30 protein-coding genes and 2 pseudogenes are annotated in these 21,060 nt (G+C 24.1%); 14 read left to right on the plus strand and 18 right to left on the minus strand.

What is annotated here, in order from left to right:
* Positions 1-5: 5 nt before the first annotated feature.
* The 7 genes from AAHM78_RS00620 to AAHM78_RS00650 form a co-directional block, all read right to left on the minus strand.
* Positions 6-548, minus strand: coding sequence for a F0F1 ATP synthase subunit delta (locus tag AAHM78_RS00620; protein ID WP_342254007.1), 543 nt, complete (start codon positions 546-548; stop codon positions 6-8).
* Between the two features lie 12 nt (positions 549-560).
* Complete coding sequence (atpF, locus tag AAHM78_RS00625; RefSeq protein ID WP_342254008.1) at positions 561-1,088, minus strand: F0F1 ATP synthase subunit B; 528 nt, start codon at positions 1,086-1,088, stop codon at positions 561-563.
* A 33-nt stretch (positions 1,089-1,121) separates the two neighbouring features.
* Entirely contained in the window at positions 1,122-1,415 is a 294-nt protein-coding gene (atpE, locus tag AAHM78_RS00630; RefSeq protein WP_342254009.1) for an ATP synthase F0 subunit C, read from the minus strand.
* Between the two features lie 26 nt (positions 1,416-1,441).
* On the minus strand, positions 1,442-2,248 hold the full coding sequence (locus AAHM78_RS00635; protein ID WP_342254010.1) for a F0F1 ATP synthase subunit A: 807 nt from the start codon (positions 2,246-2,248) through the stop codon (positions 1,442-1,444).
* Positions 2,249-2,650: a hypothetical protein gene (locus tag AAHM78_RS00640; protein WP_342254011.1), complete on the minus strand. Its 402-nt coding sequence runs from the start codon at positions 2,648-2,650 to the stop codon at positions 2,249-2,251.
* Between the two features lie 8 nt (positions 2,651-2,658).
* On the minus strand, positions 2,659-3,303 hold the full coding sequence (gene upp / locus AAHM78_RS00645) for a uracil phosphoribosyltransferase (protein ID WP_342254012.1): 645 nt from the start codon (positions 3,301-3,303) through the stop codon (positions 2,659-2,661).
* 244 nt (positions 3,304-3,547) lie between these two features.
* Positions 3,548-3,934, minus strand: coding sequence for a hypothetical protein (locus tag AAHM78_RS00650; protein WP_342252832.1), 387 nt, complete (start codon positions 3,932-3,934; stop codon positions 3,548-3,550).
* A gap of 108 nt (positions 3,935-4,042) precedes the next feature.
* Between AAHM78_RS00650 and AAHM78_RS00655 the strand changes: the two genes are divergently transcribed.
* Genes AAHM78_RS00655 through AAHM78_RS00665 form a run of 3 tightly spaced genes read left to right on the plus strand, consistent with a single transcriptional unit; the run spans position 4,043 to position 5,567 of the window.
* The gene (locus tag AAHM78_RS00655; protein WP_342254013.1) at positions 4,043-4,435 is read left to right on the plus strand and encodes a transposase family protein; all 393 of its coding nucleotides are present in this window, start codon (positions 4,043-4,045) and stop codon (positions 4,433-4,435) included.
* A gap of 59 nt (positions 4,436-4,494) precedes the next feature.
* A complete protein-coding gene (locus AAHM78_RS00660) occupies positions 4,495-4,860 on the plus strand; it encodes a transposase family protein (RefSeq protein ID WP_342254958.1) in 366 nt (121 codons plus the stop codon).
* Between the two features lie 2 nt (positions 4,861-4,862).
* Positions 4,863-5,567 (plus strand): IS1595 family transposase, encoded by a 705-nt coding sequence (locus AAHM78_RS00665; RefSeq protein ID WP_342254014.1) that lies wholly within the window; start codon positions 4,863-4,865, stop codon positions 5,565-5,567.
* Between the two features lie 171 nt (positions 5,568-5,738).
* Here AAHM78_RS00665 and AAHM78_RS00670 read toward each other — a convergent pair whose 3' ends face one another.
* The 7 genes from AAHM78_RS00670 to AAHM78_RS00700 form a co-directional block, all read right to left on the minus strand.
* Positions 5,739-6,359: an IS3 family transposase gene (locus AAHM78_RS00670; RefSeq protein ID WP_342254015.1), complete on the minus strand. Its 621-nt coding sequence runs from the start codon at positions 6,357-6,359 to the stop codon at positions 5,739-5,741.
* A 41-nt stretch (positions 6,360-6,400) separates the two neighbouring features.
* Entirely contained in the window at positions 6,401-6,679 is a 279-nt protein-coding gene (locus AAHM78_RS00675) for a transposase (RefSeq protein WP_342254016.1), read from the minus strand.
* Between the two features lie 224 nt (positions 6,680-6,903).
* Positions 6,904-7,038: a hypothetical protein gene (locus AAHM78_RS00680; protein WP_342254017.1), complete on the minus strand. Its 135-nt coding sequence runs from the start codon at positions 7,036-7,038 to the stop codon at positions 6,904-6,906.
* Positions 7,025-7,399 carry a transposase family protein gene (locus tag AAHM78_RS00685; protein WP_342254959.1) on the minus strand — a complete coding sequence of 125 codons (375 nt, stop codon included), beginning with the start codon at positions 7,397-7,399 and terminating at the stop codon, positions 7,025-7,027. The genes AAHM78_RS00680 and AAHM78_RS00685 overlap by 14 nt, the downstream gene beginning before the upstream one ends.
* 50 nt (positions 7,400-7,449) lie before the next feature.
* Entirely contained in the window at positions 7,450-7,842 is a 393-nt protein-coding gene (locus AAHM78_RS00690) for a transposase family protein (protein ID WP_342253189.1), read from the minus strand.
* A 142-nt stretch (positions 7,843-7,984) separates the two neighbouring features.
* Complete coding sequence (locus AAHM78_RS00695) at positions 7,985-8,188, minus strand: hypothetical protein (RefSeq protein ID WP_342254018.1); 204 nt, start codon at positions 8,186-8,188, stop codon at positions 7,985-7,987.
* A gap of 171 nt (positions 8,189-8,359) precedes the next feature.
* Positions 8,360-9,727, minus strand: a complete 1,368-nt coding sequence (locus tag AAHM78_RS00700) for a hypothetical protein (RefSeq protein WP_342254019.1) — start codon at positions 9,725-9,727, stop codon at positions 8,360-8,362.
* A 208-nt stretch (positions 9,728-9,935) separates the two neighbouring features.
* Between AAHM78_RS00700 and AAHM78_RS00705 the strand changes: the two genes are divergently transcribed.
* Positions 9,936-10,154, plus strand: a complete 219-nt coding sequence (locus AAHM78_RS00705) for a hypothetical protein (protein WP_342254020.1) — start codon at positions 9,936-9,938, stop codon at positions 10,152-10,154.
* Positions 10,155-10,172: 18 nt separating this feature from the next.
* Here AAHM78_RS00705 and AAHM78_RS00710 read toward each other — a convergent pair whose 3' ends face one another.
* Both AAHM78_RS00710 and AAHM78_RS00715 read right to left on the minus strand, forming a co-directional pair.
* Positions 10,173-10,814, minus strand: coding sequence for a transposase (locus AAHM78_RS00710; protein ID WP_342254021.1), 642 nt, complete (start codon positions 10,812-10,814; stop codon positions 10,173-10,175).
* Positions 10,774-11,133, minus strand: coding sequence for an IS1/IS1595 family N-terminal zinc-binding domain-containing protein (locus AAHM78_RS00715; RefSeq protein ID WP_342254022.1), 360 nt, complete (start codon positions 11,131-11,133; stop codon positions 10,774-10,776). Before AAHM78_RS00715 ends, AAHM78_RS00710 begins: the two co-directional genes overlap by 41 nt.
* Before the next feature lie 74 nt (positions 11,134-11,207).
* On the opposite strand from AAHM78_RS00715, the pseudogene AAHM78_RS00720 reads away from it, so the two are divergent.
* Positions 11,208-12,311 (plus strand): annotated as a pseudogene (locus tag AAHM78_RS00720) (IS256 family transposase); the annotation flags it as partial.
* A 381-nt stretch (positions 12,312-12,692) separates the two neighbouring features.
* Positions 12,693-12,914: a transposase gene (locus AAHM78_RS00725; protein WP_342253259.1), complete on the plus strand. Its 222-nt coding sequence runs from the start codon at positions 12,693-12,695 to the stop codon at positions 12,912-12,914.
* Here the strand turns inward: AAHM78_RS00725 and AAHM78_RS00730 are convergent.
* Together AAHM78_RS00730 and AAHM78_RS00735 are read right to left on the minus strand one after the other, a co-directional pair.
* A complete protein-coding gene (locus AAHM78_RS00730; RefSeq protein ID WP_342254960.1) occupies positions 12,906-13,280 on the minus strand; it encodes a transposase family protein in 375 nt (124 codons plus the stop codon). The two genes, AAHM78_RS00725 and AAHM78_RS00730, sit on opposite strands and share 9 nt — an antisense overlap.
* Positions 13,281-13,330: 50 nt before the next feature.
* Positions 13,331-13,723: a transposase family protein gene (locus tag AAHM78_RS00735; RefSeq protein WP_342253760.1), complete on the minus strand. Its 393-nt coding sequence runs from the start codon at positions 13,721-13,723 to the stop codon at positions 13,331-13,333.
* Between the two features lie 75 nt (positions 13,724-13,798).
* Between AAHM78_RS00735 and AAHM78_RS00740 the strand changes: the two are divergent.
* The 8 genes and pseudogenes from AAHM78_RS00740 to prfA form a co-directional block, all read left to right on the plus strand.
* Positions 13,799-13,948 (plus strand): annotated as a pseudogene (locus AAHM78_RS00740) (transposase); the annotation flags it as partial.
* Positions 13,949-13,990: 42 nt separating this feature from the next.
* Positions 13,991-14,935 carry an IS30 family transposase gene (locus AAHM78_RS00745; protein ID WP_342254023.1) on the plus strand — a complete coding sequence of 315 codons (945 nt, stop codon included), beginning with the start codon at positions 13,991-13,993 and terminating at the stop codon, positions 14,933-14,935.
* 140 nt (positions 14,936-15,075) lie between these two features.
* Positions 15,076-15,390 (plus strand): hypothetical protein, encoded by a 315-nt coding sequence (locus AAHM78_RS00750; RefSeq protein WP_342254024.1) that lies wholly within the window; start codon positions 15,076-15,078, stop codon positions 15,388-15,390.
* Positions 15,391-15,802: 412 nt separating this feature from the next.
* Positions 15,803-16,132: a 50S ribosomal protein L31 gene (rpmE, locus tag AAHM78_RS16545; protein WP_425289755.1), complete on the plus strand. Its 330-nt coding sequence runs from the start codon at positions 15,803-15,805 to the stop codon at positions 16,130-16,132.
* A gap of 177 nt (positions 16,133-16,309) precedes the next feature.
* Positions 16,310-18,280, plus strand: coding sequence for a hypothetical protein (locus tag AAHM78_RS00760; protein ID WP_342254025.1), 1,971 nt, complete (start codon positions 16,310-16,312; stop codon positions 18,278-18,280).
* A gap of 14 nt (positions 18,281-18,294) precedes the next feature.
* Positions 18,295-19,320, plus strand: a complete 1,026-nt coding sequence (locus tag AAHM78_RS00765; protein ID WP_342254026.1) for a bifunctional oligoribonuclease/PAP phosphatase NrnA — start codon at positions 18,295-18,297, stop codon at positions 19,318-19,320.
* A 24-nt stretch (positions 19,321-19,344) separates the two neighbouring features.
* Complete coding sequence (locus AAHM78_RS00770; RefSeq protein WP_342254027.1) at positions 19,345-19,935, plus strand: thymidine kinase; 591 nt, start codon at positions 19,345-19,347, stop codon at positions 19,933-19,935.
* Between the two features lie 15 nt (positions 19,936-19,950).
* Positions 19,951-21,048: a peptide chain release factor 1 gene (gene prfA / locus AAHM78_RS00775; RefSeq protein WP_342254028.1), complete on the plus strand. Its 1,098-nt coding sequence runs from the start codon at positions 19,951-19,953 to the stop codon at positions 21,046-21,048.
* Positions 21,049-21,060: the final 12 nt, after the last annotated feature.

The following is a 21,060-nucleotide window of genomic DNA, read 5'->3' on the forward strand; positions in this document are numbered from 1 at the left end:
TACCTCTATTCATTACTTAATAATTCTTGTTTTAATTGATCAATTTGACCTTTAACGGAACCATCAAAAACTTGATTCCGTACTTTAACTTTAATACCGCCAATTAATGATTTATCAATCTTGTTAACGACTTTAATCTTATGTTTAATGACTTTCTCAATTTTCAATTTTATTTGATTTATTTGTTGGTTTGAAAGTTCTATTACTGAATAAATAATGCCATAGTTTACATCTTGATATTCATTACATAATTTGCGAAATTCTTTTAAAATGAAACGAACACACCGGAAATGATGTTCATCAATCAACAAAAAGAAAAAATTTAACATATATGGTTCAATATGATTTTTAAAAGTTTCACTAATAATTTGTTTACGTGTTTCAATAGTTATATTACTACTACTAGTAATATCAATAAATTCTGGATAAGTAGTAAAAATATCAATTAATTTATTACTTTCTTCAGCAAATTGAGTAATTTTTTTTATTTCTCTTGCTAATTGAAAAAGACCATTACTTCATTGATTAGCTAATCCTTCATCTATCATTTAACTTCACCACTATTCCAAATTCTTAATAAAATCAGTAATTAATTGTTCATGTTTTTTAGCATTCATTTCAGCACCAATAATTTTTTTAGCTGCTTCTAATGCTACTACTTTGATTTCTTCGTTAATATTTGCTTCTGCCTCTTTACGAGCACGAACTAAATCACGATTTGATTGATTAGTAATACGCATACTCTCTTCTTGCGCTTTATCAATAATTTGTTTACGCTTATTGTAACCATCATTTTGTGCATTAGCAATAATTTCCTGAGCTTCAATTTTAGCAGCTTTTAATATTTGACTAGCTTCACCACGATCTTGATTAGCTAATGATTGCTTGCAAGCAGCATCATCAAGTTTTTCTTTAATTACTAAATGTCGCGAATGTAAAGTCTTATGAAACGGAGCATAAACCCATCTTCAAAGTACCATTAATAAAATTAATGTTGCAAAAATATGAGCAATAAAAACAGGAAGATTGGGAAATAATTGATTAACAATATCATCACCTGATACTAAATCATTGAAATTAAAATTCATAAAATCACCTACTTTTTAATATTTTTTAATACCTTATGCTACAAATATTAAAATTAGAGAAACAACTAATCCATAAATAGCACCTGATTCGGCAATAGCTGCACCAATAACAAATTGTGTTCTAATTTTAGATTCTACTTCAGGATTACGAGCAACCGCTTCAACAGCTTTACCGGCAGCAAAACCTTGACCAATTCCACTTCCTGCACAAGAAATAGTTGAAATTCCAGCTCCAACAAACTTTAAACCCACTAAAGAATTAGGATCGGTTGCTAAATGATTAAAAAAATGAAAGACATGTGTCATTACTGTTGTTAATAGTTCCATAATAAATAAATTCTCCTTTTTGTGTTTTATTTTTTTTCCATAATTGAACGTTCGGTATAAATTTCTTCTTCATGATTTATTGCTTGTTGTTTACGAAGTTTTCTTGGTAATTTAATAGTAAGTTCTCCCTTATGAGAACTTCCTTCTTCCATTTGTAACTTCCAATAAACAAGAGTTAAGGTGCCAAAAATTAAGGCTTGAATACTTCCAGCAAATAAATCAAAATAAATATGTAAGAATGGTCCAATTACACCAATTAATAAATTCATCTGACCAATAATTGGGATATTACTTCAAATATTAGCAGTTACCCCATAAAGCATTGCCAAAATAATACTTCCACCTAAAATATTACCAAATAAACGAAAAGATAAAGAAATCAAAGGTGCAAATTGAGTAATTAATTCTAGAGGGTTAATAATAAATTTTTTAAAAAATAAAAGTTTCTGAAATTTAATAGCAATATAATATATTCCAATAAAAGTAACTAATGCCATTGATAAAGTAACAGTATACATTGATGACTGTGATTCAAGACCAATAATCGATAATCAATTACCAATTAAAATATAACCCATTACATATAACAAATAAACTGTCAGGTTTTTATACTTTACGCCAAGAACATCAACAACAATTTTTTCAACTGATTTAATTATTAATTCAACAACTAAAACAATACCTCTTGGATCTTCATCAGGCTTCATTCGTTTTACTTTATAATAATAAATATAACTAATAACACTGATAAAGACTGTTGTTATCAAAATTGTTACCAATTGTGGCATAATTTGTAAATAATTCCAACTTTCCAATCCATATAAAGTTTCCATTTAAATTCCTTCTTTTAAGTTATTTTTTTGATATACACATAATGTTGCAGTAATAGTAGCAACTATTAATATTGACATTCCGGCAATTATAGTAAAAATATTAGCAAAGTCAAAGAAAATATTCAAAACTATAATTGAACCATAAATTAACATTCTTAATAAGAATCCAAAATATGATAAGGTTTGTTTTAAATGTATTCCGTTGGTTAATCATTTTGACGATAAATATAAAAAGCATAACCCAATCATATTTCCTATAAAACCAATATTAAATCCAGCAATTAATAACCAATGGTTTGTATTAATTATAACCGTTATAATTAATCCTACATTAATTAATAATCAGTAGCATAACATTGTAAAAAGTATTGAAAGAAAAAGGTTATTTCTAATTTTTTCCATTAAAATATTTATTTCGTTCCAAAAATTCGATCACCAGCATCACCCAATCCAGGTACAATATAACCATCATCATTTAATTCTTTATCCAACGCTGCTAAAAAAATCTTAACATCAGGATGATTATGATTAATTTTCTTAATAGCTACTGGTGCTCCTACAACGGAAACTAAAGTAATATTTTTAAAACCTACTTTTTTTAATTCTTTAATAGCAGCGTCAGCAGTACCACCAGTAGCAAGCATTGGATCTAAGATAAATACTAATGCATCACTTATATTTTTAATATTTTTGGGATATTTAAAAAAATATTTTTGTGGTTTTAAAGTTTCTTCATCACGATAAATACCAACATGACTAATAATTGCATTAGGTACTACATACTCAAATCCATTTGTCATCCCTAATCCCGCTCTTAAAATCGGAGAAAGAATGATTGTCTTGGTTAATGTTTTACCAATAACTTTAGTAATGGGTGTTTCAACTTCAATTTCATCAAGAGGAATATCTTTAAATACTTCATAAGCCATTAACGTTGCAATTTCGCTTAAATTCTCTTTGAAATCTTTTTTTTGGGTTAAGTGATTTCTAATTCTTGTTAATTTATCTTGTATTAAAGGATGATTAACAATAAACAGATTTTTACTACTTTCCACTAAAAACACTCCTTTATCTTTAATGCGTATATTTTCAATAATTTAAAATATATGCTAATATGAAATTTTACGCCTTTTAATTTATAAATCAATAAAATAACAACAAAATGTCAATATCGAGTGAACATTTCCCAAAATAATTTAGTTTTTTTTTTAATTTTCAAAAAAAACTCTTGATGAAATAAAAAAAAATCATCAACCTGGCCTAAAATTTTATTTTATTTAATTTTGGGATTTATTTTTTTTACAAACTGAAATATAATGCTTCAGATTTTGCATAAGGTGATATTTTATAATGTTGGTATTTAAATTTTCATAAATTGAGGTAATTTTGAATATTGGTAAATCCAATGCCATGATAATGAGTAATAAATTCTTTTAAACTTGATTGTATTTTACTGATATTACTTAAATTTTTATAATTTAATTCTTTATTTTCTTTTGATTTAAATTTCTTGAGAGTACATTTTGTTTGTTTAGCTACTGTATCATATAGTATTTGCATATCACAAACTATAATTGATTTTTCTTCGATAAGCTTAGATGTTAAATTTTCTTGTACTCATTTTTTTGTTAATCTTTTAGTATTTGTTGTTTGAGCATAAATATTTTTATTTTCATCAATTGCCATTTCAATACAACAGTTTAAATCTTTAGCATTTTCTTCAATAGACTTGGTGCAAAACCTTTAATTTTAACAATTTAACGATTATTATTAATATTAAAGGTGATAGTTATTATGTTGAAAAAATATAAAGATGATCAAGAATTTTATAGTTTAGTCGGCATAAAGCCACAAACATTTTATAAAATGCTTGAAATTTTAAAAATTGCTGAGTATAAACAAAAATATTATGGTGGTAGAAAAAATAAAATTGTAATTGAAGAGCGTTTATTAATGACTTTAGAATATTGAAAAGACTATAGTAGTTATAGAGTTATTGCAAAAAGATATAATATTAGTCATACTAGTTGCATTCGTAATATTTTTTGAATTGAAAATATTTTAATAAAAAGCGGAATTTTTAATTTACCTGGAAAAAAAGATTTAACAAAAAATAAAGGTACTAATAATAATTTGTTAGCTATTGATGCTACTGAAACTCCAATTGAAAGAATTAAAAAAAACTAAAATTACTTTTTTCAGGTAAAAAGAAACATCATTCTCTCAAATCCCAAATAATTATTGATATTTCCAATGGAAAAATTATTTCAACTGCTTTTTGTTTTGGAAGCATTCATGATTTTAAATTGCTTCTAAAATCTAAAACTTTTATTCATCCAGAAAAACAAGTTTTTGTTGATTCAGGTTATCAAGGTATACAAAATATTCATAAAAATACATTTTTGCCATTTAAAAAAAGTAAATACAATCAATTAACACCAATTCAAAAAGAATACAATAAAACTTTAAGTAAAATTAGAATTAAAATTGAACACGTATTTGCTAAACTAAAACGTTTTAAAATTTTAAGTTTAAAATATCGCAATAAAATACGAAGATTTGCATTAAGATTTAATTTAATAGCAGGAATATATAATTTTGAATTACCTTAGTTTTGCACCAAGTCTATTGAAGTCATTTATCTCATGAACAATGAGATTGAATAATTTGATTGTCATTGTTAGGTCAATCTGCTTATACTATTTCTCAATTTGCTAAAATTTCAAAAACATCAGCATGATTTAATCGTCAAAAATTTATGAAATCATCACAATTAGCAAAAACACAAAAACCATTCACAAAATTAAAAGGTAGAATTGAAATTGATGAAACTTTTATCAAAGAAATTCATAAAGGAAATTTCAAAAATCCAGATGATCCAAGAAAAAAATGAATTGAAGAAAATGCTAAAGATTTAAACTGTTGTATTGAAATGGCAATTGATGAAAATAAAAATATTTATGCTCAAACAACAAATACTAAAAGATTAACAAAAAAATGAGTACAAGAAAATTTAACATCTAAGCTTATCGAAGAAAAATCAATTATAGTTTGTGATATGCAAATACTATATGATACAGTAGCTAAACAAACAAAATGTACTCTCAAGAAATTTAAATCAAAAGAAAATAAAGAATTAAATTATAAAAATTTAAGTAATATCAGTAAAATACAATCAAGTTTAAAAGAATTTATTACTCATTATCATGGCATTGGATTTACCAATATTCAAAATTACCTCAATTTATGAAAATTTAAATACCAACATTATAAAATATCACCTTATGCAAAATCTGAAGCATTATATTTCGGTTTGTAAAAAAAATAAATCCCAAAATTAAATAAAATCAAATTTTAGGCCAGGTTGATGATTTTTTTTATTTCATCAAGAGTTTTTTTGAAAATTAAAAGATAATTCTAATTTTAATTGGATTAATGATGTAAAATTTTTATCATTAATAAATTCTGTTTTGAAAGTTTTAAAAGTTGCTTAAGCAACAGCATTGTCATAAGGACATCCTTTTTTGCTTAAAGAGCGAGTAATATTGAATGCTAGTAAAAGTTTATCAACAATTTTATTATTAAATTCATTACCTCGATCGCTATGAAATATTTGAATATCTTTTAAACAGCGATTTGATTGCATAAATGCTTCATATACTAATGATGCATCTTTTTTAGTGCCTACACTATGTCCAATAATTTCGCGGTTAAATAGGTCTATTAATAAACAAATATAGTTTCACTTACCATTTACTTGAACATAAGTTAAACCACTAACAATAACTTCATTTTTAATCCTATTCTTAAAGTTTCTATTAACAAGATTAGTTATTTGACTATCATTGACTTTATTATGATGATTTTTGTGTCTTAATTTAGTGTATTTTGATATTAAATTATGTTTATTCATAATTTCTTTAATTTTTCGTCTTGATAAATAAATTTCTTGTTTTTCTAATATGACTTTTAATCTTCTTGTGCCATAAATTTCTTTATTTTCTTTAAAAGCACTAATAACAGCTTCATCATACATATTATTTTGATTTTTTTCTTTTTTCTTGAAATTAAAATAATATGTTGATTTAGAGAGCTTTAAAAAACGACACATTGTACGAATTTTATATTTACATTTATTATTGATAATAATCTCTATTTTCGGCCTATTATTAGTGCTGCTTGCTTTAAAATATCATTTTCCATTCGTAACTGTTTTAATTCTTTTCTTAATTTAATTAATTCATTTTCTTCAACAGAACGATTATCTTTAGATTTAAAACTACCTGAATTAGTAAATTGCTTAATTCAATTATAAGTAGCTGCTCTTGTAACATTGTACTCTTTAGCAAGACAAGACACTGACTTACCACTTTGATATAAAGCTACTATTTGTTTATTAAATTCGTCGGTATATGAGTTAATATTGGCCATAATTATAGTTCCTTTCTTTTAACTAATTTGTTCACTTGTCTACGTAATTAGTGTCCAATAAAGTGTAACCTATCCACCTTGAAAATTTTATTTTCTATTTTTCATAATATAGAAATATTTAATATTTAAAAATTTATTAACTATAATATTTTTATAAACTAAATATAGTTTTGAACCTATTGTTTTATTTTTAAACAAATAGGTTTTTATTTTGAAAGGATATTTTATATGGAAAGCAATTCATGAAATGATACTATGTCATCGGTAATTATTAATAACATAACTACTTTACCATCGGTAATCTCAACTCATGTATCAAAAATATTAAATAGACTTGGTGCAAAACTAAGGTAATTCAAAATTATATATTCCTGCTATTAAATTAAATCTTAATGCAAATCTTCGTATTTTATTGCGATATTTTAAACTTAAAATTTTAAAACGTTTTAGTTTAGCAAATACGTGTTCAATTTTAATTCTAATTTTACTTAAAGTTTTATTGTATTCTTTTTGAATTGGTGTTAATTGATTGTATTTACTTTTTTTAAATGGCAAAAATGTATTTTTGTGAATATTTTGTATACCTTGATAACCTGAATCAACAAAAAATTGTTTTTCTGGATGAATAAAATTTTTAGATTTTAGAAGCAATTTAAAATCATTAATGCTTCCAAAACAAAAAGCAGTTGAAATAATTTTTCCATTGGAAATATCAATAATTATTTGGGATTTGAGAGAATGATGTTTCTTTTTACCCGAAAAAAGTAATTTTAGTTTTTTTTAATTCTTTCAATTGGAGTTTCAGTAGCATCAATAGCTAACAAATTATTATTAGTACCTTTATTTTTTGTTAAATATTTTTTTCCAGGTAAATTAAAAATTCCGCTTTTTATTAAAATATTTTCAATTCAAAAAATATTACGAATGCAACTAGTATGACTAATATTATATCTTTTTGCAATAACTCTATAACTACTATAGTCTTTTCAATATTCTAAAGTCATTAATAAACGCTCTTCAATTACAATTTTATTTTTTCTACCACCATAATATTTTTGTTTAGACTCAGCAATTTTTAAAATTTCAAGCATTTTATAAAATGTTTGTGGCTTTATGCCGACTAAACTATAAAATTCTTGATCATCTTTATATTTTTTCAACATAATAACTATCACCTTTAATATTAATAATAATCGTTAAATTGTTAAAATTAAAGGTTTTGCACCAAGTCTAATGAAATAATATTTTTAAAATCAATTTTAAATATATAAAGAGGTTGTAATTACAACCTCTTTATATATTTTTTTACATTTTTTGTGATTTACTACTAAAACTTTGACTTTTACTTGTTGAAGCTTCACTGTTTACTTTTGTTTTATCTTTTTCAAATCCAAGAGCATTAGCAACTCTTTCTCGTCTTTCACGTTCGTTTTTTTCTCCTCATGCTTTGTTTATTCTTTCAGCGTCTTTTGCACGTTTATCTTTATTTGCTTGACTTCATTTTTCCATATTGTAAAATTCCTCTCTTCAATATTTTTGAATATTTTTTTCTATCCTTAAAATATCCAAGAAGAATTATATATTTTTCAAACAAAAAATGTGTAATAAATAATGAATAATCACTATTTTAAAAAATAGTGATTAAGACTTTAATATTTAATTAAATTTATTACTTATTGCTTATGTTAATAAGCATTTTACTTTATTTCAGTTATGATTTGAACTTGTTGAAGGCAGTTGCTCTTGCTGATTTATTGTATTTCGTATAGATGAATCAAAATTATGATTATTTTTTGATTTAATAATTGAATTTTCTAAAATACTATTTGAGTTATGATTTATTGTTTCATTACTTATTATTTCGTCTAGTTTTTTATCTTTTCTATTATCTAATTCTTGTTTTAAAATATCATATTGAGTTTTTAATTTTGTTTCTAACTTATTACTAGTTAAATTTTCTATATTTTTTTCAACATTTTTTTTAATTTCTAGTTCTTCTTTAGTTTTACCAAGATTTCTTTTGTTTACAAATGGTATTTTACGAATTAATGAATAAAATTTTTGTTTAATTCATACTTCAACTTTTTTTGTTTTTTCTGTTGCAATAGTTCATATTCCTTTATTAACAATTCAAGCAATACCAATACCTACTATTGATACTAAAGTTTTTTCTCATAATATTGTTGATATAATAGGGACTAATGCTGGTACAGCAACAGGTATTGCTAAAAGTGTAATACTTAATAACGAAAGAGAAATAAATATTATTAATTCTGATTTTGATATTTTTCAGTTTGATATTTTTTCTTGTTCACTTAAAAATTTTTTAATTGATACAGGTTCAATTTTAATATTTTTTTCTGGATTTGAATTTGGTTCAATTAAGAGAAGATCATCTTTATATTTATTGATATTTTCATATTTTTTCAATTGTTTCATGACTTCAATATTACCGTTTGTAAGTTCTTGAAAATCAATCACTTCTTCGGTAATAGAATTATTAATATGTACAAGAGTAGTTACAAAAATTATTTCATCTTTAATTGGTAAAATTTCTTCGTAAATTTTTTCAATTCCCGTTTTTTTTCTTTGTTTTTCATCATAAATTGTTACAGAATTATATGTATATTTTGTTAAATTAATATCACTTTCTTTTGTTTTTTTTAATTCTTCAATTTGTTTTTTAAGTTTCTGAATGTCTTTTGCTTGTTCTTGAATTGTTGTTTGTAATTTTGATATTTCTTTTGTATTTAAAATTGAAGTCGGTAATAAATTTTTCAATTTTGATAATATATCGTTATTTGTTTTTGGTTCTTTTTCGTTATCTGTTAAATTAGTAGCAACTATTTCGAAATTTTCATCAATATTTTCGGATAGGTCATCATTAAGTTGTTTATCATTAGCAGTAATTTTTTCAATTATTTTAAATGTTGATCCACCATGTCTACTTTTTTCTATAACTTCAATGTTTGTTTGTTTTTTAATATCTTCTATGGATTTATTTTCTGATAGAAAATTATATGTTTGAGATTTTGTTTTGTCTGTCATTTTAATGTCTCCTTTTAAAAATTAAAACCCATTTACTTTTAAAAATAAAGTAATGGGTTAAAACTTATATATTGGATAACAGTTATATGTTATCAAATTTTGTGTATTTTACAATTAGTTAAGTTTTAACCAAAATTGGGTAATGTTTAGTAATCTGTGTAACTTACAAAAATAACTGTGTTTAATTAATTCTAGTAAATATAATTAAGTGACTAGAAAGAGTGAGTTACAGATGGCTAAAAAAGATAATCTTAATAATAATGATCCAATATCAAAAGCAGTAGATTTATTACTAGAAAATATTGAAGATTTAACAACAATGTTTAAAGCAGGAGGTCTATATAAAGAATTAACTTTTAATTTTCAAAAAAACTCTTGATGAAATAAAAAAAAACATCAACCTGGCCTAAAATTTGATTTTATTTAATTTTGGGATTTATTTTTTTTACAAACTGAAATATAATGCTTCAGATTTTGCATAAGGTGATATTTTATAATGTTGGTATTTAAATTTTCATAAATTGAGGTAATTTTGAATATCGGTAAATCCAATGCCATGATAATGAGTAATAAATTCTTTTAAACTTGATTGTATTTTACTGATATTACTTAAATTTTTATAATTTAATTCTTTATTTTCTTTTGATTTAAATTTCTTGAGAGTACATTTTGTTTGTTTAGCTACTGTATCATATAGTATTTGCATATCACAAACTATAATTGATTTTTCTTCGATAAGCTTAGATGTTAAATTTTCTTGTACTCATTTTTTTGTTAATCTTTTAGTATTTGTTGTTTGAGCATAAATATTTTTATTTTCATCAATTGCCATTTCAATACAAAAGTTTAAATCTTCAGCATTTTCTTCAATTCATTTTTTTCTTGGATCATCTGGATTTTTGAAATTTCCTTTATGAATTTCTTTGATAAAAGTTTCATCAATTTCAATTCTACCTTTTAATTTTGTGAATGGTTTTTGTGTTTTTGCTAATTGTGATGATTTCATAAATTTTTGACGATTAAATCATGCTGATGTTTTTGAAATTTTAGCAAATTGAGAAATAGTATAAGCAGATTGTCCTAACAATGACAATCAAATTATTCAATCTCATTGTTCATGAGATAAATGACTTCAATGTAAAAAAATGATTTCTTAAAGCATCAAAGCTACTTTTACAATCTTTGCATAAATATTTTTGCTTATTATTCTTAAAACCATTTTTTACACATCAATAAGATTTACAATTTGGACATTGAATTCCTTTTTCTTTAAATGTTTTATCAATTGCATCTAATTTTTCTTTTTTCTCAATTTGTTTAATTCTATTTTTAAAATGTCTAATAATTTTTATAAATTCTTCATCTTTTTTGTTTTTTAAAACATCAATTAATTCATTATTAGTCACAAAAAATCACCCCTGATATAAAAATATTACTTTTAATTTAAAATTAAAAGTAATATCAATATTTTTTGTGAAAATTAAAAGAATTAACTAAAAGATTAGTAGAAAAAATGTTGAATTCTGAAATGCAAAATTATTTAGGATATGAAAAAAATCAACATAGTAATAGTGATAATGTTCGTAATGGTATAAGTTCAAAAAATTAATAACTCAACAAGGTAAAATTGAGATCGATGTACCACGAGATCGCAATAGTAATTTTAATCCTGTAATAGTTGCAAAAAGACAGAGAAGATTTGATGGTTTTGATCAACAAGTTCTTTCTTTGATATGCCAAAGGAATGACATTATCAGATATTAGAACGCAATTGCAAGAGTTATATCATGGTGCTGATATTAGTGAAATTACTGATGATGTGATAGATGATGTTAAAGCATGGCAAAATCGACCATTAGAAAGCATTTATCCGATTGTTTATTTTGATTGTATAGTAGTTAAAGTACGACAAGATAAACGCATTATTAACAAATCGATTTATATAGCACTAGGAGTTGATTTAGAAGGTAAAAAAGATGTTTTGGGTTTATGAATTAGTGAAAATGAAGGTGCTAAATTTTGATTAGCAAATTTAACAAAAATGAAAAATCGAGGCTTAAATGATATTCTTATTGCTTGTAGCGATAATTTAACAGGCATGTCAGAAGCAATACAATCAGTTTATCCTAAAACCGAACATCAATTATGCATAGTTCATCAAATTAGAAATAGTTTAAAATATGTTTCATACAAACATCGAAAAGCACTAGTTGCAGATTTAAAACCAATTTATAGTGCATGTAGTGAAGAACAAGCAACGCAAGCTTTAGAATTGTTTGAAAATAAATGAAATAAACAATATCCTCAAATTACTAAATCCTGATATAAAAATTGAGATAATTTAATGGTTTTTATTAGTTATCCTGCAGAAATCAAAAGAGTGATTTATACCACAAATGCTATTGAATCTGTTAATAGTCAATTACGAAAAGTTATAAGAAATAAAAAAGTTTTTCCTAACGATATGGCGGTTTTTAAAATATTTTACTTAGCAATCGAAAATATAACAAAAAAATGAACAATGCCCATTCAAAATTGAAATACAGCAATTGCCCATTTTATGATAAAATTTGAACATAAAATTAATGTAAACCAGTACTGTAAAATGACAGACAAAACTAGACTACAAACATATAATTTTCTATTAGAAAATAAATCCATTGAAGATATTTTAAATCAACCAAACGCTACTTTTAAAAATAAAAATGGAAATGATAAACAAAGACATGGTGGATTAACAATAAAATTTTCTAATGATATTGATGTTAAAGATAAACCCTCAAAAGTTGTAGTTAATGACAAATTAAAAAATAATATTATATCTGATATAAATGAAGTCTCTGTAACTGAAATATTAACTAAGGAAATAGGAACACAAATCGAAACTATTGGATGGGTTACACTTTATTGGACACTAATTACGTAGACAAGTGAACAAATTTGTTAAAAGAAAGGAACTATAATTATGGCCAATATTAACTCATATTCAGATGAATTTAAAAAACAAATAGTAGCTTTATATCAAAGTGGTAAGTCAGTGTCTTGTCTTGCTAAAGAATATAACGTTACAAGGGCAGCTACTTATAATTGAATTAAACAATTTACTAATTCAGGTAGTTTTAAAACCAAAGATAATCGTTCTGTTGAAGAAAATGAATTAATTAGACTTGGTGCAAAACTAAGGTAATTCAAAATTATATATTCCTGCTATTAAATTAAATCTTAATGCAAATCTTCGTATTTTATTGCGATATTTTAAACTTAAAATTTTAAAACGTTTTAGTTTAGCAAATACGTTTTCAATTTTAATTCTAATTTTACTTAAAGTTTTATTGTATTCTTTTTGAATTGGTGTTAATTGATTGTATTTACTTTTTTTAAATGGCAAAAATGTATTTTTATGAATATTTTGTATACCTTGATAACCTGAATCAACAAAAACTTGTTTTTCTGGATGAATAAAAGTTTTAGATTTTAGAAGCAATTTAAAATCATGAATGCTTCCAAAACAAAAAGCAGTTGAAATAATTTTTCCATTGGAAATATCAATAATTATTTGGGATTTGAGAGAATGATGTTTCTTTTTACCTGAAAAAAGTAATTTTAGTTTTTTTTAATTCTTTCAATTGGAGTTTCAGTAGCATCAATAGCTAACAAATTATTATTAGTACCTTTATTTTTTGTTAAATCTTTTTTTCCAGGTAAATTAAAAATTCCGCTTTTTATTAAAATATTTTCAATTCAAAAAATATTACGAATGCAACCAGTATGACTAATATTAGATCTTTTTGCAATAACTCTATAACTACTATAGTCTTTTCAATATTCTAAAGTCATTAATAAACGCTCTTCAATTACAATTTTATTTTTTCTACCACCATAATATTTTTGTTTAGACTCAGCAATTTTTAAAATTTCAAGCATTTTATAAAATGTTTGTGGCTTTATGCCGACTAAACTATAAAATTCTTGATCATCTTTATATTTTTTCAACATAATAACTATCACCTTTAATATTAATAATAATCGTTAAATTGTTAAAATTAAAGGTTTTGCACCAAGTCTAATAAAACTTTAAGTAAAATTAGAATTAAAATTGAACACGTATTTGCTAAACTAAAACGTTTTAAAATTTTAAGTTTAAAATATCGCAATAAAATACGAAGATTTGCATTAAGATTTAATTTAATAGCAGGAATATATAATTTTGAATTACCTTAGTTTTGCACCAAGTCTAATTAAGAAAAGAAAGGAATTAGCGCAATGTATAAGTATCTGAGTATTGAATCAATAATAGCAATAAAAGAATATAAAAATTATGGATTTTCGATTCGTAAAATAGCAAAAATTGTTGATTATAGTAAATCAACTGTACATAGAGTTTGTAGATTATTAAATAAAAACTTATTGCCATTAGAAATGTTGAATCAATTTCAAAAAAATAAACAAAATGCAGGCAGAAAATTAATAATTTTAACTTTAACAGAAATTAATAGTATTAATCATTTGTTAATTACTAAAAAGTATGCTCTTGATATAATTGCTAACTTTTTAAAGGAAAATAAAATAAAAAGTATTTCAACAAAAACTTTATATAACATGTTTAAAACAAATCGAATGGGTTTTGATGAAAATAACTTATTGAGAAAAGGCAAAAATAAATCTCACAAACAAAAAGAAACTAGGGGCAAAATTAATAATTGTAAGTCTATTCATGAAAGAAATTTAATCATTCCGAATATTAAAAATATACAAGAATTTGGTCATTTAGAAGGTGATACTATCATTGGCAAAGATCATAAAAGTTCTATTATTACTTTGGCTGATATATGATCAAAAACCACAATTCCTTTAGTAACTAAAAATCATAAATCAGAAAATATTACGAAAAGTATAATAAAATTTATTTCAAAGTTACAAAAAGGAACAGTTAAAACCATTACTTTTGATCGTGGTAAAGAATTTAGTAAATGAAGATTAATCGAAAAAATTTGTAATGTCAAAATTTATTTTGCAGATCCTGGTAAACCTTGCCAAAGGTGTTTAAATGAAAATAATAATGGTATTTTAAGAAGATATTTACCAAAATCTACAGATCTATCTTCATATAAACAAAAAGATTTAAATTTTATAGCATTTCAAATTAATTCTACACCCAGAAAATCGCTCTCTTATAAAAGGCCAATAGATTTAATACAATTATTTTAAAAAACTGTCCCATTTATATTTACAACTCAGGAAATAAAAAAGTTGTTGAAGCAAAAGAGTTTGAAAAATTAGGTTTAGTTTTTCCTAAACCAAATATAACATCAGATAATAAAATTTTTAATCAAAATATTGAGCATATTGTGTATATTAAGCCTAGCAATTTTCTTACAGTCATAGATGAAAAAGAAAAACGCATTTCTGGTGTTATATTTGATTTTTTAACTCAGGAAAGAAAATATTTTCTTAAATTTAATTTTAAAATGGAGGAAGAAGAATATTTTTATTTATGATTAAATTCTAATGATTTTGAGCACATTAAAGAAGAGCAAGTATTAAATCAAGAAAATAAAATATTTTTAGAAATTTTAAAAAGTACTAAGTATTTACTTTGAAATATTGATTTTGAAAATTTTAAAAAAATTATTATTGAAAATATTTTATTGGAAAATTATTAATATTTTAAGAAAATGGTATATAATTAATTATAAGGTATACATCTTTCACATTTATGTGACTGCTTAAATATAGCGTTGATGTCTAAGAGATGATTTAATTGTTATCTTTAATTACTGAAAGTAAATATTTTTTATTGTATTTAATTAACTGAAAAATATATTAGTTGTGTAAATAATATTTTTTTATTCATATAAAAACAATTTTTAAGTTTTAGATTTCAATAGAATATATAATTTAAAAAAAATAAAATTCATGATATCTAGTTAATTGAATTAGAACACATTTTTACAATATAATCTATCAAAATAAAAACTCTATCTATCATTAATATTTATTTGCTTTTTTATATTGTTAATGATATTATTTTTAAGTACTTTTTATTAATAGTAATTTTATAAGCGAGGTGAAACCATGGCAAAAGCAAGCATCCATCCAGAGTATTTTCAAACTAAAGTAACATGTATAACATGTAGCAATAATTTTATAAGTGGTTCAACTAAGGGTAAAGAAATCCGTGTTGATACATGTTCAAGTTGTCATCAATTTTATACTGGAAAACAATCATTTGTTTCAGCAAAAGGAAGAGTTGAACGCTTTAATACAAAAGCAAGTAAACAAGTTGAAACAAAATCAAAAACTGTTGAAATAAACAAAGCAAAACCACAAAATACTAAAACTATTGTATTAGAAACAGCAAAAGATGTTCTAAAACTAACTGATACTAAACAAGTTAAAAAATAATTTTAATTAAACTAGAAACTAATAATAGTTTCTTTTTTTATACTTTAAAAATAAAATTATTTACAGACATATTTACCATTAATTAAGTTAAAATATTGTATGTATACAACCCAATAAATATAGAATATAATTTTAATAGTATATGAAATAAAAAACTTTAAGGTAGGGAATGGTTTTATGGAAAAATCATCTGATTTTAATAAATTGGTAATAAGTAAAGGTATTAGATATAATACTGAGCAAACTAGTAACTTTAATTTTAGTATTATTAATTTATCCGTTGAAAAAGCCGTAAAAGATTGAAGTTTTGAAGGAAAATATCGTAGTTGCTTGGCAATTTTTAGTAATGATGAAGATAATATTGAAAAATTAATTCATGCTCTAGCAGGTTCTTCTGCTATTATGGAGGGTAAAATTTTAATTGATGATATTGATGTTACTTATAATAGTATTGGTTTTGAACGAAAAATGGCTTATGTTAGTATGCATTTACAGAGTTGAAATAAATTATTTAGTATTCAACGTAACTTAGCAAGAACAACAATTACTAATAAACCCTTTTTACAAGAAATAAGCAATATTAATCAAAAAATTAAGACTGATATTGAAAACTTAAAAAATACAGGTTTAAATTTAGACAGTGGTTATTTTAAAGAAAAATTAATTAATATTATTAAAAATTTTATTAATGAAACACAAAGCACTCGTAATAATTTTATTAAAGAATATCAATATCAAATTAATCATTTTCATAAAAACTTTGCTCAAGAGAAATTTAATTTTGCTGGAAGTGAAAAATTAACAGATATTCTAATTAAAAAATTTACTGCCGAAGAAAAAAATATTATTGCAAATAATAACTTATTATTTTTACAATCTTTGCAAGATCGTATTTCTAGTTTAGAAAGTTTAGTGGGACCATGTTTTTGTGGATGTAATCCACAAAAAGAAAGAAAATGAGAGTTTCAACTACGAGAAATTAGTTTTGTTATTAAAGAAATAAATAATTATTTAAATAGAGAGATTAGTACTACTAGAAGTGAAATTAGAACTACGTTAAAAACTTGTAACAATCATAATCAAAATTTTAATAGCGAACTTAATCATTTAGTTTCATATCAACAAATTAAATGTACTCGTAGTCAAATTGATCAAATTTTAGACCAGTGAATTGACTTAGCAGAAGTACAAAGAATTAAATTTAATATGAAACAAGATTTTGTGGCAATGCAACTTTTACCAGATGAAATGCATTTACTTTTAAAAAATATTAAAGATGAAATTAAAATTTATCATGATAAAATTTTAAAAAATCCACAGTTACAAGATAAAGAAACATATCAACAACAATTACAAACTTTATATTCACAGTTAATTGATGTCCGTGATTTAATTAGTGAAAATATTGTTATGATATTTAAACATTTAGAACTAAGTCATTTATTGTCACTACGTTTAACACAATTAACAATAGTAGAACGACAAATAATAAAAATCATTCAACAATTAATTGTACCTACTAAAATTTTAATTTTACATAACCCATTTGAACTTTTAAATGTTGATAATAAAGAACAATTAGCAAATTGAATTAAAAAATTACAAAAATTTTTGAAAATAATTATTATTTTTACAACTAATAATCAAGTTGATATTAATTTATTAGCGACTAATGTTACTGTTATTGAAAATGAAATAATTATTCAACAAGGGAATGTTAGTGAAATCACTGATAAACCATTATCTTTAAATTTATTGAAAGAAATAAATGAACAGCATATTAATATTGCAAAGGGAGAATGAAATGCTCATAATTTATATTTTTATAATGTAAATTTAGGTAAGTTTGATGTTAAAACTGCTTATACTATTGCTTTTAAATCAAATGCCATTTTGTTTAGTGCAAAGAAACCACGATTTACTTTTTTAAAAAATTCAATTATTATTAATGGTGTTATTAAAAATATTACTAAAGTTGATGATAAAAAAGCATATTTATTGATTGAAACTAATAAATCAGAACAATTTGAAGTTTTAACAAATAATAATGATAATTTAGAAGTGGGAACTGTTGGTTGAATTAGTATTACTAAAAATTCAATTTTTGTTTTTGATGATGAAACAAAACAATTAATTGGTACATGATAGAAAGGATATATAATATGAATAAGTTTAAAAAAGAAGCACAAGCAATTTATGAATTAATAAAAATCAGTAATCCAATTATTATTCATCGTCATATTAATCCTGATGGAGATGCTTTGGGTTCACAATGAGGATTAAAAAAAATTATTGAAGATAATTTTCAAAATAAAAAAGTACTTGTTCCGGGCGAAACAAATGAACATATGGCATCATTATTTCCACAACCAACTTTTGTTAAAAAAGAAGATTATGAAAATGCACTAGTAATAGTCACTGATACAGCTAATTGCGAACGAATTAGTGGTCAATTTTGAGAAGAAGGAAAAAAGATAATTAAAATTGATCATCATCCAATTGTTGATAAATATGGTGATATTGATTTAATTGAAGAAAAGGCTTCTGCTGCTTGCCAAGTAGTGGCGAAATGAGCACAAGTATTGAATTTAAAAGTTTCAGCTTTAGCAGCTAGAAATTTATTTCTTGGTTTAGTTACTGATTCTGGTAGATTTTTGTATCGCTCTGTTAATGAAGAAACTTTTCAGGTTGCTAGTTTTTTAGTTAAACAAAATTTTAATTTATTAGACTTATATCAAAGTTTATATATTCAAAATTTAAAAATCGCAAGATTGAAAGGATATATATTATCAAATTTTAAAATTACTGATAATGGTGTTGCTTATATAATATTTAACGATAAAATAATTACTGACTTACAAACAAAAATTATTAGTCAAAATAAAATATTAAATATTAAAGGCGAAGTTGTTTTAAGTAGAGAAGATTTAACTAGTCAAGTTAATGTAATGTCAAATATTGATGGTATTAAAATTTGATTAATTGCTGCTTATGATCAAATGAATAGTAAAATTAAAGTTAGTGTTCGTAGTGCAAGATGAATAATTAATGATGCTATTGCAAAGTTTGGTGGTGGTGGTCATCAGACAGCTGCTGGTGCATATTTACAAAATATTAATGAAGTTGAAAAATTGATTGATAGTTTAGATAAAATTGCTAGTAAATCAACAGAATTAACAAACAATTAAAATTAGAGATGGAGTTGGATATAAATGTATAGTCGTTATAATGAGGGATGAATTGAAGTAATTACTGGTTGTATGTTTGCTGGAAAAACCGAAGAGTTTATGCGACGTATAAATCGTTTACAATATGCTAAACGCAAAGTGCTAGTTTTTAAACCCAAGGTTGATATTCGTTATGATGCTAAAAAAGTAGTAAGTCATAAAGGAGTATCTATCACAGCGATAGTAATTGATGATCCAATGCAAATATTAAAACATATAGATAAAGAAATAGAAGCAGTTGCAATTGATGAAGTACAATTTTTTAAACCATCAATTATTGAAGTGATTAAAACATTAGCAAATCAAAATAAGCAAGTTATTGTTGCTGGTTTAGATCAAGATTTTCGTGGTGAACCATTTCCTGTTACTAAAGAATTATTAGCTTTAGCAGAATTTGTAACTAAATTAGATGCTGTTTGTGTAAAATGTGGTAAAGCAGCAACAAAAACACAACGTATTATTAATGGCCGGGAAGCTAGATATGATGATGAAATTATTTTAATTGGTGCGCAAGAACAATATGAAGCTCGATGTCGTAGTCATTATCGTGTCTTAACAAATAATCAGAATAGATAAATCAGGTGTGATATTATGAACAAAAAAACATTAGAACAGTTAATGCAACTTACTAAAAAATATAGTGAAATTGAAAAGCAATTAGAAAATCCTGAATTAATTCCTCGTGATAAATACACTGAATTAACAAAAGAACATAGTAGATTAGAACCAATTATTGAACAATATTGAAAATATGAAAAAATTAACAAAGAAATTATTGAAGCAAAAAAGGCATTAGCAACCGAACAGGATCAAGAACTTTGTGAAATGCTTAAAACAGATATTAAAGCAAATGAAATTGAATTAGAAAAAGCAGAAAATGAATTAAAACTAACACTAATTCCTAAAGATATAAATGATGATAAAAATGTTATTATTGAAATTAGAGGAGCTGTTGGTGGCGATGAAGCAAATATTTTTGCTGGTGATTTATATCGTATGTATAGTAAGTATTGTGAAATTCAACGATGAAAAATTGAAACTATTGAAGCAAAAGAAGCAATAAATGGTGGATTTAGTTATATTGCTTTTATGATTAAAGGTAAACATGTATTTGCTAAATTAAAGTTTGAAGCTGGTGGACATCGTGTTCAGAGAGTTCCAAAAACCGAATCACAAGGACGAGTTCATACTTCAATTGCAACGGTTGCTGTATTGCCAGAAGTTAATGAAGTTGAAATTAAAATAAATAATTATGATTTAAGAATTGATACTTATCGTTCTAGTGGTGCTGGTGGTCAACATGTTAATACTACCGATTCAGCAATTAGAATTACTCATATTCCAACAGGTGTTGTTGTAACTTCACAGGACGGACGAAGTCAACATGATAATAAAGATAAAGCAATGCGGGTATTAAGAGCTAAACTTTATGAAAAAAAAGTTGAAGAAGAACAGGGAAGAATTGGTAATTTAAGAAAAACGGCTGTTGGTAGTGGTGATCGTTCAGAAAAAATTAGAACATACAATTATCCACAAAATAGAGTAACCGATCATCGAATTGGATTATCTTTATTAAAGTTAGATCGTATTATGGAAGGTAATATTGATGAAATTATTATTGCTTTAATTAGTAGTGAACAAAAAGAAAAATTAGAAAATATTGATGAAAATATTACAGTATTAAAATAAAAAAAGGAAGAA

The organism is Spiroplasma endosymbiont of Zeiraphera isertana (assembly GCF_964030805.1).
Taxonomy (GTDB): domain Bacteria; phylum Bacillota_I; class Bacilli_A; order Mycoplasmatales; family VBWQ01; genus Spiroplasma_E.